This window comes from Nocardioides sp. NPDC006303 (assembly GCF_040613175.1).
In the GTDB taxonomy this organism is placed as follows: domain Bacteria; phylum Actinomycetota; class Actinomycetes; order Propionibacteriales; family Nocardioidaceae; genus Nocardioides.
Genome location: NZ_JBEXRR010000058.1, coordinates 1 through 14556, shown reverse-complemented (window position 1 = coordinate 14556; position 14556 = coordinate 1). Strand labels below are relative to the sequence as shown.

Genomic DNA, 14556 nt, shown 5'->3' with positions numbered 1-14556 from the left:
GCTTACCGCGGGGGCTTGAAAGCGGCAATGATCGACCGTGAGCGCTCGCTGTCGAGGAGCATCTCGATCGACGCGGTCTGGTTCGCCTCGGCTCGCAGCCGACGCATGTCCTCCTCGGCCTGGTTCGCGCGATTCACCGCGTCATCGATCCGCTTTTGGACATCCTCGTCGGGCAGGGGAAGCTGGAGTTTCCTCAGCTCGGCCCATCGCACTCGGGTTCGCCCGATTCCGGTCGCCAGCAAGAGCATCTCCGCACGCGCCTCGGGAGAGCGCACGAGCGCCCAGATGACGCTCGCTGAGAGGTCGGAACTCGGTCGGCACACCGTGTACTCGCTCGTGACCACGAGCCCGTCGAATTCTTCGGGCACGACGGCGACGGCTCCATGGATGGCGTTGATGTGGCTGAATACGAAGTCGCCCGTCTGAACGCGAGTCAGAGTCTGCCTCGTGATGTCAGCGGTCGACACCTCGTCGCCGGCCTCGCAGAAGCCGTCGTACCGGACCCTGAGATAGGTCACCAGCTCGTCGGTCTCTCCTGTGTCGATTACGCGATCCGCGACGTTCTCCGCGGTCACCGCAAGCTCGAGCAGATCTCCGAGAGGCTGAATGGTGAATCCGGCCGCCTCCCAGTCAGGGACCCGTGCCTCAGCCTCTGGCAGGCACGCCTTCACGTCGAAGCGGTCGGCGATGGCTTCGGCACTGACGGTCCAAGCGGCGGCTTCCGGTTCTCCCGCTTGGAACGACCGGTACAGCGCGTTAACGCGCTCGATCTCCTCGCGGGCTTTTTCTCGATTCTCGGCGTCCACCGGCAGGATCCGTGCCCGGGACGGATCGTCGATGCCCACCCAAGAGCAGTAGTACATGAAGACGGCAGGCTGTTCCTCGGTAGGCGAGGTCTTCTTCTCCAGCACGATGAGCGACGTCTTGACGCGGGCCTGGGACCGCTGGAATGCGTCACCAGGGAGTGAGACGACCGCTCGGACGATCCAGTGCTTGCGGATCCATTCGCGCACCTTCTTGTGCCGCGGAGCGCCAAGGATACTGTCGTCGACGACTGTCACCAGCCGCCCACGTGGTCCGAGGAGGTCGTAGTAGCGCTCGAGGAACATCACCATCGAACTCAAGGACTTGAGCGGACGTTTCGCGCCACCGCTCGTGTCGTACGAGAGAACGTACTTGTCGAGCAGCTTCGCGTCGCCCTCTTCGTTGCGTGTGTACTCCTTCGCGAATGGCGGATTTGTGAGAGCCACGTCCGCGAGGCCGATTGGCCCCGTTCCGCCCGACGTCATCTCAGCCTGCTTCAGACGCTCCAGAAACTCCGCCTTCTCCTGAACAATCTCGGGATCGTCGGTCGGGGTAGTCGATACGCTCTTGTCCAACGAGTCCAGCTGGTAGACGCTCGTCCCGCCGTCACCGTGCAGGTACATGTTGATTCGGGCAATGCGAGCCAAAGCCGGATCACGGGCGACGTCGACGCCGATCAGGGACTTCTCAGCCACCTGCATGCGGAGCTCCTCGCGACGCTTGTTTGACAGCGAGGTGTTGGCATCGATCTTTGCCCACATGTCGGCCAGGGCTTCGATCAAGAAGCCGCCGGTGCCCGAGCAGGCGTCGATAACCCGATCGACGTGCTGGTCATCAGCTCGCAACTGTGCCAGCCCCGTTGCGAGCTTGACGACGCTGCGAGGCGTGAAGTACTGACCAAGCGCCTTTCCGCGAAGGGTCGAGTTAAGGAACGTCTCGAACATGCGCCCGTTGAGGTCGGCGTCAATGCTGATGAGATCGACCTCTTCCAGCCGCTCGACGAGAGCGCGGAGCGTGTCTGGAGAGAGCAGCAGGCGCTCGCCCTTCGGGAAGATCCGCTTCTTGCGACCCTTCGTGATGTTGATCTCGAAGTCGCTCAGCAGCCGCTGGAAGAGAATCGTGTCGAGCGGGCTCGGGGTGTCCTCCTCGCGAGAATTGATCCACGCGCTTGAGAACTTCACCGACTCGGCAGGAACGACGGTCGATTGGTCGTCGAGCACCCGTGCGTTGGGATCGGCGTGTGCCTCGCGGTCCGAGTTGAGCTTGAGGAAGATGACCTTCACGAACTCCATGAAGGCTGCGTTGTAACTCAGGTTGTCGCGCTTGTAGATGAGGCGGTGTGCCCAGGCGAAGTCGGCGTTCAAGTCAGAGACCGACCGGCGGCGCAGGATGTGCTCGCCCTTGGCGACAGGTGCCGACTTGGGCGTTGCCTTGAACGCATCGGGGGCGAGCAGTGCGCGGATTGCCGCGTACGCCTGATTGCCCTCGACGAAGTCGCCAAACGACGCTTCGGCTACTGGGCTGGCGTCGTCCCACCGGTATACCCGAGTGGTGACGCCGTTCGTGAGCATGAAGAACTCGACAGGGTTGTCTGCCTGGCTGCTATTTAGCGCCAGGCAGTAGCTCTGCGACTGCCCGACCCAGTCGTCGAGATTCTCTTCTACGCTCTTTGCCTCACAGATCCACCGAACCTTTGTCCCGACGGTGATGGCGTAGTCAGGCCGCCACATCTCACTCTTGCGGCCCTTGGAGACCTTGAGTTCGGCGATCGTCGCCTTTGGCTTGATCTGGGAGTCTTTGTAGCCGAGGTCTTTCAGCAGTCGGGCGACGAAGAACTGCTCGACTGTCGCCTCGTTGCTGAGATCGGCCAGTGCGCCGAACTTGCTGTCTGTCATGGGGTCCTCACGGCGTTGACGCTACCATCAAACTGGGTCGATTGTTCGCAATGTCGACCGTGGAGTCGCGTGAGAACTTTCTCTACTGACTCAAGGCGCGCTCCGCGCGCTGGCCCGCCGCCGGCGGGCCAGGGACCCCCGCGCTCCGGGCATGCGGCCTGGCGGCCGGTCCCTCCGCGCACCCCCGTCCCGCCGGCTATGGGCCAAACGAGAAGAGCGCCCCAAGCCCGTAGGCAAGGGACGCCCTCGACCAGGCGCAGCAGCTCCATCAACGCGTATCAGCGAACAGCCTCACGACCTGGTCCTTCCCCAGTGTCGTCGCCATCTCCCTGGCCGTCTTGCCAGCGCCATTGACGATGTCCGGATCCGCGCCAGCCTCGACAAGGCAAGCCACCGTGTCAACCGACCCATCCGAGCTGAACACAGCACGCCACAACGCCGTATTACCGAAGCGATCTTGTGCGTTCACGGGCGCGCCAGCAGCCAGAAGGACCCGAACTGCCTCAGCCCACGACTGTTGGGCAGCGAAATGCAATGCGGTGAAACCCTGCCGATCAGCAGCAGCGACATCATCGCCAGCCGCCAGACGTGCCCGGATACCAGGAACATCACCATGCACCGCTCGATCGTGAAGTTCCTGACGGCCATCGCGATCCATGCTCACAAGCATGACCAGCCGGACGGCTCCGACGCAACAGACCCGTACGGATCCAGCTTCATCGGCGATCGTTGACACGTCGGCCGCCAGGCACGGCAACACGCTGATGACGAGGGGGAGGTGGGCGCTGTTACCAGTGGGGACACTCCCCGCGACGCTTCTATGATCGGTGATGTTGGGCAGCGTGGGGGCAAGCCCCCAGACCCCCGCCGAGGGGGCCAGGTGCCGGAACGGGTGACGCTCCGCCCCCGCGATACGGACCAACGTACGTGCCACAGATCGAGGCCCCCCAGAGGCCCCCGAAGGCCCCAAAACAGCCAACAACAACCGACGCTCAACCCGTTGAGATCCCGCATCGAAGAAGGGTGAATGTGGGCAGCCGGAGGGCAGGCCACGCACTGATAATGTGGGGGTCGGAGGTTCAAGTCCTCCTAAGCGCACAGCAGTTTCACCAGGTCAGAGGCTCCTTCGGGGGCCTCTTCCTCGTTTTCAGGGCTCGTCGGATGCCCGCGAAGTCCCCTCGAGTACGCCTACGCGGCGTACGCTCTCCCACCCTCCGCGCACACCCGTCGGAGGCTCGTTAACTAGACCGCGGCCCCGAGTCGGTACCCGAGACCACGGCACCAACGGCACACTTCGTGGTGTCGCTCTCCACGTAGGAGGAGTCACCCTGAATATTCCGTTGGTGCCGAACACGGTAACCAGTCACGCGCCACAGATGCACGCGCCTGCGTCCACTCCGCGATATCGGGACGATCCCGGCTCCAGGAGATCGGCCGATGATGAGGGGTTCTTGGTTCAGAGCCGGCTGGACGCGTCGTGGTCGTGGGTGGGGATTACGCGCATCAGGTGGCGAGCCAGGTGCAGGCGGTGGAGGGTGGCGAAGGCGGCGTCTCGGTCCTCATCGACGAGGTCTCCGGGGAAGGCCGGCTTCTGCCTGATCAGATCGACCTGGTCGTAGTGCCAGGCGGCGTCGCCGGCGATCAGGACCCAGCCCGACGGGGTTCGGGCGAGGACGCCGATGCTGCCCGGCGTATGGCCGGCGAGCTCGACCAGCAGGACGGAGCTGTCGCCGAACAGGTCGTGAGAGGCGGTGAAGGTCGCGACGGGCGGGCCGTCGAGGTCGTACGTCTCCACGGGCCGGCCGTCGGTCAGGGCCGGGCGCACGCCGCCGACAGGAGGCCGACCCGGGCCGAGGATCCAGTCGCGCTCGGTGGTCCGCAGGCGTACCGGCAGGCCGGGCAGGTCCAGGAGGCCGCAGACGTGGTCCCAGTGTGCGTGGGTCGGGAGGGCGAAGTCCGGCTTGAGCAGCGCCGTCTGCAGTGAGTCGACGGTGGCAATGGTGTCCGCCGGGGGCGTGACCAGGCGTCGCAGCATGGCCGGGAGCTCGCTCAGGGCTCGTTCGGGGGCGTCGCGGCAGTAGGACGGATCGACGACGAACGTAGCCTCGGGATGAGTGATCACGAAGCAGGTCATCGCGTTGCGTACGCGCCGGTGGAGGCCCGCGCCTTCGATGAGGCCGCCGGCGGGCAGGCTGCGCGGGACCTGAGGCATCGTGCTGACCGTCACCGTTCGGTCGCCCGCGGGCAAGCCGGCGTCGGTGATCGAGGAGAGAAGTCGTTCGTCCGGTCGGCGCGGACGCAGCATGCCGCGCCCGAATCCGGTCAGGGCGCCGATCAGCTCTCGAGCCGTCGGCGTGGCAGGGGAAGCAGCGGGGTCGCTCGTCACACGAAGAACCTAGCGACCATGGCACGGCCCGCCATCCGACCGCGGTAGGAACCGCATGCGAATATCACCATCATGACGAAGATCGACCTCCCGTTCGACCTCGACTCCATCCCGGGACGTACTCGCCGGTGGGTCAAGGGCGGGATGAAGCGCACCGACAGGTGGGGGCAGCGGCTGGGTGGTCGCGTCGGCCCGCTCATCCCCAACACGCTCGCCACCGGTGGCACCGACGACTGGACGCCGCAGGGGCTGGGCTACGGCCCGGACACCAACATGCTCGCCCAGAGCTACTACTCCCACCACAAGGGTTCGGCGCTGGTGTTGGTCGACCTGAAGAGCGGGAAGATCGCCGCCGAGGTGCTGCTCGTGGGTCACAACGGCAAGGCAGGTCCAGGCCACGCCGGTGGGGTCGCGATCGACGGCGACGACGTCTGGGTCTCCAAGGGTGCTGGCGGCGGCACCGGCCGGCTCTACCGCTACTCGCTCTCGGTCATCCGGAACGCGGAGAAGGGCGCCGAGGTCGAGCCGATCGAGGCGCCGGCGAAGGTGGCCGCCGGCTCCTACTGCCGGATCCGTGGAAACCACCTCTATGTCGGCGGCTTCGGAAACCAGACGCTGTTCGCCTACGAGAAGGGCGCGAACGGTGAGTGGGACTTCTCCGAGCCCATCCTCTCGACCACCACCCCGCCCAAGGTCCAGGGCGTCGTCGTGCGCCGCGACGAGTACGTCTTCTCCTCCTCATTCGGCAGGCACCGGCCGAGCACGATCTTCATCTGCGAGCGGAAGCCCGACGGCCGCGTCGGTGCGGTCCGCCGTAAGTTCAGGTTCCCCAACATGGCCGAGGCGATCGTCGAGGTCTCGGGCGAGCTCATCACCACCTACGAGTCCGGCGCCTCTCCCTACAGCCGGCCCGCGGCGCGCGGGTTCGGCATCCTGACCGGCCGGATGTGGGCGAGCACCCACATGACCTGCACCCCGATCGCCTCCCTGGGCCTCGCCCCCGACCCCGAGGCCGGTTGATTTCGTACGCTTCATGGCGGGCCGGTACGCTTTCCTGGTCTAACGGGCAGCGATGCCCACCACGACTTGCAGGAGAAGACATGAAGAAGATCGTCCTCGTACTGCTGGCCGCGGCTGGCATCATCCTCGCCAAGAAGAAGCTCGACCAGTCCAACCCCGAGAAGGGTCACTGGGCCGCGGCGACCGACAAGGTGAACTGACCGACGGACACCCGTCCGGGGCGTTGGCGCAATTGGTAGCGCACCTGCTTTGCAAGCAGGGGGTTAGGGGTTCGAGTCCCCTACGCTCCACCAGGTCAGAGACCGGTTTCCGGTTCTCGGCCAGGCCGACTCGGCCAACTGCAGCAGCAAAGTACAGCAATGCTGCTGCGGCGAGGGCGAGGGTGTTTCCTCACCGTGCGTGAGGTCGCTGAGCAGCTCGGCTTTGGCGAGACCAAGGTGCGCACGCTGATTGCGCAGGGCCGGATCCGATCTCTGGAGGATGGACGCTCGAGGCGGGTGCTGCCCCATCCGAACGTGAGCATGCAAGCCGGGCTGTACGCGTTTGGCACACCGGCCGATTCGCTAAGGTTCGCCGAGTGGCGACTCAGTTGCACACCTACATCGATGCATGGCGGCGCCACGACGTCGGCGCGGTGCTGACCACGCTGACCGATGACTGCGTAGTGATCGAGTCCTATGGACCGGTCTACCGGGGTCGCCGACGTGTGGAGCAATGGATGTACGCGTGGTTTGCCGCCGGCGGTCGCGTCGACGCCTGGGACATCACGACAATTGCCGCAGCCGGTGACTTCATGATGGCTGAGTGGAGCTTCGCATGCACCTGGCGAGGCCAAGCCGCCGGTTTCGAGGGATCCACGATTGCGAGGCTCCACGGCGATCACATCTCGTACCTCCGCGAATACGCCACCACAGCTCCGCTGTATGACTGGACCGGTACGTGGAGCAATCAGGAATAGCTCCCCTGGGCTACTTCTCACCCTCGCCGAGCGACTGCGTACGGGCGAGCTCGACCCCCTTGCAGTTGCAGCCGAACTGCGCACGCAGGGCACCCGGGCCAATCAGATCCGCACACGTACGACGATCAGCAGGTCCAGCAGATTGTTGAGACCATCATCGACAGCCTGGCCTCCGGGGGCGTGCGGCCTGGCGGCCGGTCCCCCTACGTGCCGCGCAAATGAAGAAGAGCGCCCAGTCCGAAGACCAAGCGCTCACTCTCCAGGGCCAGCAGCTAGAACCGCAATCCCTCGTGGAGAACCCTGATCCTCACTCACGAGCAACGCCAGTCCTTCGGCACGATCACGACGTCGGGGGGAGCCGTCGCACCGTACCCCTCTTCAGCCCTTCGCCGGCAGGCCCCACAACCGAGCCCGCCAACTAGACCGCGATCCCGAGTCGCTACCCGAGATCGCGGCACCAACGGCGCACTGCGTGGTGTCACTCACCATGTAGGAGAAGGCACCCCTTGGCACGCTCCGTTGGTGCACTTACGGTAACCGTCCACCCGCCAACCGATGCATGTGACCCTGACCACACCCCCGCGATAGCCAGTCGATCTCGGGCTAGGAACTCGGCCGATGACGAGGGCGGGGGCAGCCGGTCGACCATCCCCATGATTCGAACAGATTGTCGTTTGCAAGCAGGGGGTGAGGGGTTCGAGTCCCCTATGCTCCACCCACTCTGACCAGGCAGAACGCGATGCGACCCGGTCAGTCTCGCGCCGGGATCATCCGCTCGACGAGGGCGTGCAAGTGCTTGCGGAACCGGTCCAGGGTCGCGCTGTCGCCGGGAGGGACCCGGTTGCCGGCGGCATCGATGACGCCGGCCTGACCGAACGAGTGTGACGTCCACACGATCGTGAAGACCAGCATCTCGACGTCGACGTCGTCGCCGATCCGGGCGCGGGACAAGGCGGCTCGCACCGCGCTGACGACGTCGGCGATCAGCGGTCCGGCGAGGTCGCTCTCGAACTCGATGAGGTTCTTGCCCTCCGAGAGCCAGCGCCGCATCCACAGCGCCGGCACTTCGCGGTGGTCGAGGCAGAACGCGAGGTACGCGTCGACGAAATCGAGAAGCCCGGCCACCGTCTCTTCAGGAGCGGGCCCGGCGGACTCCAGGTGCTTCAGTGCGTCGAGCACGACCGCACGCTGTGCCTCGTGGGCGCGACGCATCACCTCGCGGTAGAGCTGTGGCTTGCTGCCGACGTGATAGGCGACAGTGGCGATGTTGAGCCCGACGGCGTCCGCGATCGCGCGCGTGCTGGTGGCGTCGTAGCCGCGCTCCGCGAAGAGGTTCGTCGCGGCGACCAGGATCCGCTCTCGACTGTGAACGTCGTCGGGCTTCTGGCTCATGGCCTGAGGATAACCGTCTCCATCAGTTGTTGGAGAAATCCTCGGGACAGTCTTGCCGCGCTCTCCATCATGCGATTGACTGACGCCGACTTGGACACTTCAGGAGGGCTCATGGACGTCACCGACGTGGCGGTGATCGGTGCCGGCGCAGCCGGCCTCACCGCGGCGAAGGCGCTGCTCGAGGAGGGATTGTCGGTCACCGTGCTCGAGCGTGGCGACCGGCCGGGCGGGCTGTGGGCGCGCGACAACGCGAGCGGCCTGTCGCCCGCCTACGACAGCCTCCATCTCAACACCAGCAAGGGCAGGACCGAGTTCGCCGACTTCCCGATGCCTGAGGGCTGGCCCGACTATCCCTCCGCGGACATGATCGCCGGCTATCTGAAGGACTACGCCGATGAGCACGGCGTGACCGGGCGAATCCGCTTCGGCGCGACCGTCACAGGCGTACGCCGCACCGGGGAGGGCTGGGAGGTGACGGCCGCCGGATCGACAGGCGTGACGACCGGCTCCTATGACGCGGTCGTGGTCGCCAACGGTCACAACTGGGACCCCCGTTGGCCCGAGCCGGAGTATCCCGGCGACTTCGCGGGCCGACAGATGCATGCCCACGACTATCGTTCGGCCAACGTCTTCGCAGGTCAGCGGGTCCTGGTGGTGGGAATGGGCAACTCGGCGATGGACATCGCCGTCGACGCCTCCCACGTCAGCTCAGGACCGGTCCTGCTCTCGGCACGCCACGGGAGCCACATCGTGCCGAAGTATCTCTTCGGACGTCCCGCGGACGCCACCGGCGCTGCCCTCGCACGGCTGCCCTGGCGGCTCCGGCAGCGTATCGCCGAGACGATGCTGCGGGTCGCGGTCGGCCGGCCTGAGGCGTACGGTCTGCCGGCGCCGGCGGGCGGACTGTTCCAGAACCATCCGACCATCAGCGACACGATCCTGCATCGGCTGACCCACGGTGAGGTGATCGCGCGACCGGGCATCGAGCGCTTCGACGGCAACACCGTCACCTTCACCGACAAGAGCACGAGGGAGGTCGACGTCATCGTCTGGGCCACGGGATACCGCGTGAGCCTGCCGTTCCTGAGCGAGGAATGGACGGGCAGCGACCCAGAGTCGATGCCGCTGTTCATGCGGGTCTTCCACCTCGAGGACCCGACGTTGGCGTTCACCGGTCTGATGCAGTCGACCGGGGCAGCGCTGCCGGTCGTCGAGGCTCAGGCCAAGCTCGTCGCGGCCTGCTTCAGCGGTCGCTACGGGCTTCCCGCGCCCGCCGCACAACGGGCCGCGACGACCAAGGCATACGCCGCGGCACTGGCGAGATGGGGAGCGAAACGGCCGATGATGCGCATCGACTTCGACCAGTACGTCGCCGCGGTGCCTCGGGAGCTCGCGGCAGGGATCGGCCGCGTCGGCCCGTCCCGCACCCGATCGATCAGCAGTGAGGAAGCCCGCGCATGAGCAAGCAGGACCAGCAGGACGTACGCGGCAAGCGGGTGCTGATCACCGGTGCCTCAGGCACCATCGGCCGAGCGCTCGGAGCCCGCCTCGTCGCCGCTGGAGCGCAGGTCGTCGGCCTCGACCTCCGGCCGGGCGGCGACGAGCTCTACCCCGTCATCGAGTGCGACGTCACCGACGACGCGAGCGTCTCCGAGGCCGTCGCGGACGCCGTCGCCCGGCTGGGCGGAGGGCTCGACATCCTCGTCAACAACGCGGGCATCGGCGGCCCGGCCCCGGCGGAGCTGGCCCCCAGCGAGGAGGTGCGCCGTCAGCTCGACATCAACCTGCTCGGCACCTGGCGGGTGACGGCGGCCTGTGTGGAGGCGCTCGTCGCGAACCGCGGCCGGGTGGTCATGGTCGCCTCGCGGATGGCGGTGCTCCAGCTGCCGTTGGCCGCTGCGTACGGTGCTTCCAAGCGGGCGATGGTCGCCTACGCGGACGCGCTGCGCCACGAGCTCGGCACCCACGTCGGCGTCACCTGCGTCTACCCGTCGGCGGTGCGCAGCCCGATCCACGACTCGACCGCGGCAGCTGGGCTCTCTCTGGAGGGGATGAGCACCTACGAGCCTCTCGGGGGTGTCGTGGACGCAATCGTTCGCGCTGCCCTCTCGCCTCGTGTTCTTCGCGACGTCACCACGACTCGCAAGGGTGCGGTCGAGTTCTTCATCGCGCGCCATCTGCCGGCGCTGTCGGACCGCATCGTGCAGCGGACCCTGGCCGCGCGGGCCCGCGCAGGTTCCTTCGACACCGCCGAGATCGCCGCCGGCCTCGTGCGCAGACATCGGGGGCTGGCGTGACGACGGTGCCGACCGTCCGGAGCGCGTCTGCCGGAACCTTGTCGGCGTACGGAGCCGGCTCCATCGGGATGGGCGTGTGGGTCACCGTCCCGGGCCTGCTGCTGCTCTACTTCCTCACCGACGTCCTCGGCGTCGCGCCGTTCCTGGCGGGCCTGACGATCCTGGCGCCGAAGGTGGTCGACGTGATCGTCCACCCGCTGCTCGGGTCCCGCTCGGACCGGGAAGCCGTACGCCTCGGGCACCGCCGCTCGATGATGACCCGCGGGGCCATGCTCGGTGTGGCGATGGCCGCGCTCTTCGCCGTCCCGGGTGGCCTCGACGGCTGGTCGGCCGCGGTCTGGGTCTGCTGCTGGCTGGTCGTCGGCAACCTGCTCTTCGCGAGCTTCCAGGTGCCCTATCTGACGACGGCCTCCGACCTCGACATCGGCTATCACGAACGCACCCGGGTCTTCGTCTATCGGATGGCTTTTCTGACGGTCGGACTGCTCAGTGCGGGCGTGATCGCTCCGGCGTTGACCGCTTCCGGAGCCCGCTCGTCCTACGCCCGGATGGCAGTCATCCTCGGTGTCGTCATCGTGGTCACGGCGTTCGTCGCCATCAGAGGCGTGCGACGGCTCACCGACGAGTGCGGCGTACGACCGCCGGAGGTGGGGGCGGCCCATTCGGCCCTCGACGATCTCCGCGTCGCCTGGCGCGACCGGAACTTCCGCTTTCTCGCGCTCTCCTACCTGCTGACAGGCACGACGACGCATCTGTTCCTGGCCGCGTTGCCGTTCGTGACCGACCACATCTTCGACGACAAGAAGCTGACCGCGTTGCTGATGGGGCTCTTCCTCGGCCCCGCTCTGGTCGCCGGACCCGGGTGGCGAGCGCTGTCGCGGCGGATCGGCAAGCAGCGCGGGCTGCTGCTGTGTCAGTCGATCTTCGCGGTCGGTTCGCTGGTGCTCCTGGTCGGTGCGGCGGTCGGGATCGCGGTCACCGCCGCAGCGGTCGTCGCACTTGGTGTGGCCTTCGCCGGCCTGCAGCTGTTCGCCTTCGCGATGGTTCCCGACGCGGTCGATGCCGCCAGGTCCGCCGGCGTCTCCCGCGCGGGTGCCTACACCGGGGCGTGGACGGCGACCGAGGCGCTGGGAACAGCCCTCGGGCCCTACCTGTATGCAGGGGTGCTCGGTCTCGGCGGATTCGTGTCCACCACCGCTGGCGAGGAGGTCATCCAGTCGCAATCGGCACTGGTTGCCGTGATCGTCGGGTTCACGATCGTGCCCGCCGTCCTCATGAGCGGAGCGATCCTCCTGCAGCGCCGCTACGAGCTGGACTCACCCGCGTCCTGAAGGAGCGCGGCGTACGTCGGTCGCAGTTCGTCGGTGCGGTCCTTGACGTGCTGGACGACGCGGGCGGAGGCCTCCTCGGTCATGGGAGACGGGCCCTTGTCGAGGAGGTCGGCGAGCTCATCCAGGCAGACGTGCCAGCCGACGGCGGTGTCCGTGTTGCCGGTGGGGCCGGCGAGCCAGGTCGTGAAGGTGAGGCGGGTGCCGTCGTCGGTGGGTTCGAGGTCGAAGCGGAGCAGGTCGGTCAGGTCCTCGCGACCGTCCATCCCCCAGGTGAACTCGAAGGTCCGAGGCGGGTCCCAGACCCGCAGCTCGCCTTCCGAGACGTAGCTGTCCGGGTCGACACCCATCTCCTCGATCGCCTCGGTGGTGCTCGCCAGCTCCAGGCCCTCGGGCCAGAACGGGAGGCTCAGGCGGGCTCCGGCGGCACGCTCGCCGACGATGTCGGTCGGGAACCAGTGCCGCAGGCCGTCCGTCTCGGTCAGGGCCCGCCACACCTTCTCAGGTGAGTGGCGGAGCACGCGTACGTAGCGAAGACCCCTCCGCTCGCCGTCGAGGAGCACCTCGCCCATGGGTCCGGTCGTCGTGGTCATCTTTCAGTCCTCCTTGTGGTCAGGGTCGTCGAGCTGATCCAGGTGGCGCTCGAGCGCATCGAGACGATCGGCCCACATCCGGCGGTACGGCGCCAGCCACTCCTCCAGCTCCCGGAGCCGATCGGGACGCAGCCGGTAGTGACGGCGCGGTCCGTCGATGCGTACGTGAACCAGATCCGCCTCGCCCAGCGTCCGCAGGTGCTTGGACACGTTCGGCTGGGCGAGCCCGAGGGTCTCCACGAGCTCACCCACCCCCATCTCGCGCTGACAGAGCAGGTCGAGGATCTGCCGGCGGGTCGGGTCGGCGATCACGCTGAAGACGTCTCGGGTGGGCATGCGTTAAATATGCCTCACAAGGAATATTCCTGTCAAGGTATGTTAGAACAGCAGATCGTTGACCACCAGGCCGACTGTCGCAACGGCGGCCAAGGCCGCGAGCACCCACAGAACGGTCGACCCGTGTCCGGACAGCAGCGCTCGCGGGCGCGCCTGGGCGAGGGACTCGGGAGGTGAGATCCGGCGTTCCTGCTCGTCGCCCATCCAGTCGATATCGTCCCGCTCGTCTCCGTCGGGAGCGCCGCCTGGGTAGGCGGAGCCGGGCGTCACGGCCGGCCGCGAATCGGGACGGAGCCAGGGCTCCTGGAGGCGTCGAGCGGCCGCGGGTGTCTTCCGTTCTGTCAGGGCAAGCAGCTGCGCGGTGTCGGCGGCGAGCGCCGCGTCCAGGTGAACGCGCGCCGGATGTCCCTCGGGGAGGTCCTTGAGGAGCTGGATGTATCGCTCGATCCGGCTGAGGAGACGGGCTCGGCGACTGCCGTTCTTGAATATCCAGGCGAGGCACGCGAGTGCCACCGCGAAGAGTCCCGAGATGACCGCTGCGCCCATGGGTCGGAGCGTAGTGGCCGGGAGGGTATCCCGCTATCCGACTGCGATCGCGATCAGCGCGACCGCGGGCAGGACGGCGGAGCCGATGGTGCCTCGGATGCTGCCGCCGCGTGGGAGCCAGTATCCGAGGGCGTCGGCGATCCCCATGAACAACGAGGCGAGCAACATGTAGATGGAGGTGACGGCCACGACGGTGACACCGGTGGACTCGTCGCCGAAGTTCACCATCCAGAGACCGACGAGCGTGCCGACGCCGGCGAGGGCGTTGCGGGCGCCGATGCAGAACGACCACAGGTGGACGTTGCGGATGCCGTTCGGCTCGATCCCGAGGAGCCGCTGGACCTCGGGGCGGTGGATGAAGAAGGCCTCGAGGGGGAAGACGGCGATGAGGATCAGGGCGGAGATTCCGGCACTGAGCTGCGCGACTGCGTTCATGGGACCTGCTCGGGACGGGCCTCGGCGGACGAGGCTGTGGAGAATCGTGGCAGCAACACGCGTCCGGCGGAGCCCCGTGAACAGACGGCTGTGTCTGGACACCGGAGAGCGATATAGTCAGTCTCACTGACTATATTGACCAGGGTGCCGCACAGTGTCAAGGGGTTCGATGGACGTCGCAACGCTCATGCTCATCGCCTACCGGGCGATGGATGAACGGGTCATCTCCGCGATGCGGGACTCCGGCTACGACATCACCGTCGCGCAGGCCCGGCTCGCCCAGCGGATCGCCGAGGACGGCTCGCGCCTGGTCGACCTGGCCGAGCAGGCCCAGGTCACCAAGCAGACCGCGAGCGTGCTGGTCGCGGCGCTGGAGAGCAAGGGGCTCGTGGAGCGGGTCCCGGACCCGGTAGACGGCCGGGCGCGCCTGATCCGGTTCACGGCCGCCGGGCAGGATGCCGCTGACCGCGCTCGCGAGGTGGTGATGAGCGTCGAGCAGGAGTGGAACGACCACCTCGGCCCCCGCCTGGCGTCAGCCCTGCGAGAGGCGCTCACCTCGCTGCGCG

At 67.0% G+C, this 14556-nt stretch carries 17 protein-coding genes and 1 tRNA gene; 10 read left to right on the top strand and 8 right to left on the bottom strand.

All coding sequences use genetic code 11. The features are described 5' to 3' along the window. Positions 1-2: 2 nt before the first annotated feature. Both ABZY89_RS27480 and ABZY89_RS27475 read right to left on the bottom strand, forming a co-directional pair. Positions 3-2699, bottom strand: coding sequence for an N-6 DNA methylase (locus ABZY89_RS27480; protein ID WP_355232372.1), 2697 nt, complete (start codon positions 2697-2699; stop codon positions 3-5). Between the two features lie 268 nt (positions 2700-2967). Then, a complete protein-coding gene (locus tag ABZY89_RS27475) occupies positions 2968-3318 on the bottom strand; it encodes an ankyrin repeat domain-containing protein (RefSeq protein WP_355232394.1) in 351 nt (116 codons plus the stop codon). Here ABZY89_RS27475 and ABZY89_RS27470 point away from each other — a divergent pair. Then, positions 3217-3432 carry a hypothetical protein gene (locus ABZY89_RS27470; RefSeq protein ID WP_355232395.1) on the top strand — a complete coding sequence of 72 codons (216 nt, stop codon included), beginning with the start codon at positions 3217-3219 and terminating at the stop codon, positions 3430-3432. The two genes, ABZY89_RS27475 and ABZY89_RS27470, sit on opposite strands and share 102 nt — an antisense overlap. Before the next feature lie 723 nt (positions 3433-4155). Here the strand turns inward: ABZY89_RS27470 and ABZY89_RS27465 are convergent. Next, positions 4156-5085, bottom strand: a complete 930-nt coding sequence (locus ABZY89_RS27465) for an MBL fold metallo-hydrolase (protein ID WP_355232371.1) — start codon at positions 5083-5085, stop codon at positions 4156-4158. 72 nt (positions 5086-5157) lie between these two features. Here ABZY89_RS27465 and ABZY89_RS27460 point away from each other — a divergent pair, with 72 nt between their 5' ends. The 5 genes from ABZY89_RS27460 to ABZY89_RS27440 all read left to right on the top strand — a co-directional run bounded on the left by ABZY89_RS27460 (position 5158) and on the right by ABZY89_RS27440 (position 7063). Continuing rightward, positions 5158-6105 carry a hypothetical protein gene (locus tag ABZY89_RS27460; protein WP_355232370.1) on the top strand — a complete coding sequence of 316 codons (948 nt, stop codon included), beginning with the start codon at positions 5158-5160 and terminating at the stop codon, positions 6103-6105. An 80-nt stretch (positions 6106-6185) separates the two neighbouring features. After that, complete coding sequence (locus ABZY89_RS27455; RefSeq protein WP_218131262.1) at positions 6186-6305, top strand: DLW-39 family protein; 120 nt, start codon at positions 6186-6188, stop codon at positions 6303-6305. 17 nt (positions 6306-6322) lie between these two features. Beyond that, positions 6323-6398 (top strand) — tRNA-Ala (locus ABZY89_RS27450). A gap of 66 nt (positions 6399-6464) precedes the next feature. Then, the gene (locus ABZY89_RS27445) at positions 6465-6746 is read left to right on the top strand and encodes an excisionase family DNA-binding protein (RefSeq protein WP_355232369.1); all 282 of its coding nucleotides are present in this window, start codon (positions 6465-6467) and stop codon (positions 6744-6746) included. Continuing rightward, on the top strand, positions 6683-7063 hold the full coding sequence (locus tag ABZY89_RS27440; protein ID WP_355232368.1) for a nuclear transport factor 2 family protein: 381 nt from the start codon (positions 6683-6685) through the stop codon (positions 7061-7063). Before ABZY89_RS27445 ends, ABZY89_RS27440 begins: the two co-directional genes overlap by 64 nt. A gap of 750 nt (positions 7064-7813) precedes the next feature. Here the strand turns inward: ABZY89_RS27440 and ABZY89_RS27435 are convergent. Then, positions 7814-8455 (bottom strand): TetR/AcrR family transcriptional regulator, encoded by a 642-nt coding sequence (locus tag ABZY89_RS27435; protein ID WP_355232367.1) that lies wholly within the window; start codon positions 8453-8455, stop codon positions 7814-7816. A gap of 111 nt (positions 8456-8566) precedes the next feature. Between ABZY89_RS27435 and ABZY89_RS27430 the strand changes: the two genes are divergently transcribed. From ABZY89_RS27430 to ABZY89_RS27420, 3 genes are read left to right on the top strand one after another with little or no spacing between them, the layout of a single operon-like run. After that, on the top strand, positions 8567-9916 hold the full coding sequence (locus ABZY89_RS27430; protein ID WP_355232366.1) for an FAD-dependent oxidoreductase: 1350 nt from the start codon (positions 8567-8569) through the stop codon (positions 9914-9916). Continuing rightward, positions 9913-10752: an SDR family NAD(P)-dependent oxidoreductase gene (locus ABZY89_RS27425; RefSeq protein ID WP_355232365.1), complete on the top strand. Its 840-nt coding sequence runs from the start codon at positions 9913-9915 to the stop codon at positions 10750-10752. Before ABZY89_RS27430 ends, ABZY89_RS27425 begins: the two co-directional genes overlap by 4 nt. Continuing rightward, positions 10749-12083, top strand: a complete 1335-nt coding sequence (locus ABZY89_RS27420; RefSeq protein WP_355232364.1) for an MFS transporter — start codon at positions 10749-10751, stop codon at positions 12081-12083. The genes ABZY89_RS27425 and ABZY89_RS27420 overlap by 4 nt, the downstream gene beginning before the upstream one ends. On the opposite strand, the gene ABZY89_RS27415 is transcribed toward ABZY89_RS27420, so the two are convergent. From ABZY89_RS27415 to ABZY89_RS27400, 4 genes are read right to left on the bottom strand one after another with little or no spacing between them, the layout of a single operon-like run. After that, positions 12056-12673 carry an SRPBCC domain-containing protein gene (locus tag ABZY89_RS27415; RefSeq protein WP_355232363.1) on the bottom strand — a complete coding sequence of 206 codons (618 nt, stop codon included), beginning with the start codon at positions 12671-12673 and terminating at the stop codon, positions 12056-12058. The two genes, ABZY89_RS27420 and ABZY89_RS27415, sit on opposite strands and share 28 nt — an antisense overlap. A 3-nt stretch (positions 12674-12676) precedes the next feature. Further along, positions 12677-13009: a metalloregulator ArsR/SmtB family transcription factor gene (locus ABZY89_RS27410; protein ID WP_355232362.1), complete on the bottom strand. Its 333-nt coding sequence runs from the start codon at positions 13007-13009 to the stop codon at positions 12677-12679. Positions 13010-13051: 42 nt separating this feature from the next. Further along, positions 13052-13555 carry a hypothetical protein gene (locus tag ABZY89_RS27405; RefSeq protein ID WP_355232361.1) on the bottom strand — a complete coding sequence of 168 codons (504 nt, stop codon included), beginning with the start codon at positions 13553-13555 and terminating at the stop codon, positions 13052-13054. A gap of 33 nt (positions 13556-13588) precedes the next feature. After that, complete coding sequence (locus ABZY89_RS27400) at positions 13589-13990, bottom strand: DUF1304 family protein (RefSeq protein WP_355232360.1); 402 nt, start codon at positions 13988-13990, stop codon at positions 13589-13591. Between the two features lie 169 nt (positions 13991-14159). Here ABZY89_RS27400 and ABZY89_RS27395 point away from each other — a divergent pair. Next, on the top strand, positions 14160-14556 hold a 397-nt coding region (locus ABZY89_RS27395), incomplete at its 3' end, for a MarR family transcriptional regulator (RefSeq protein ID WP_355232359.1).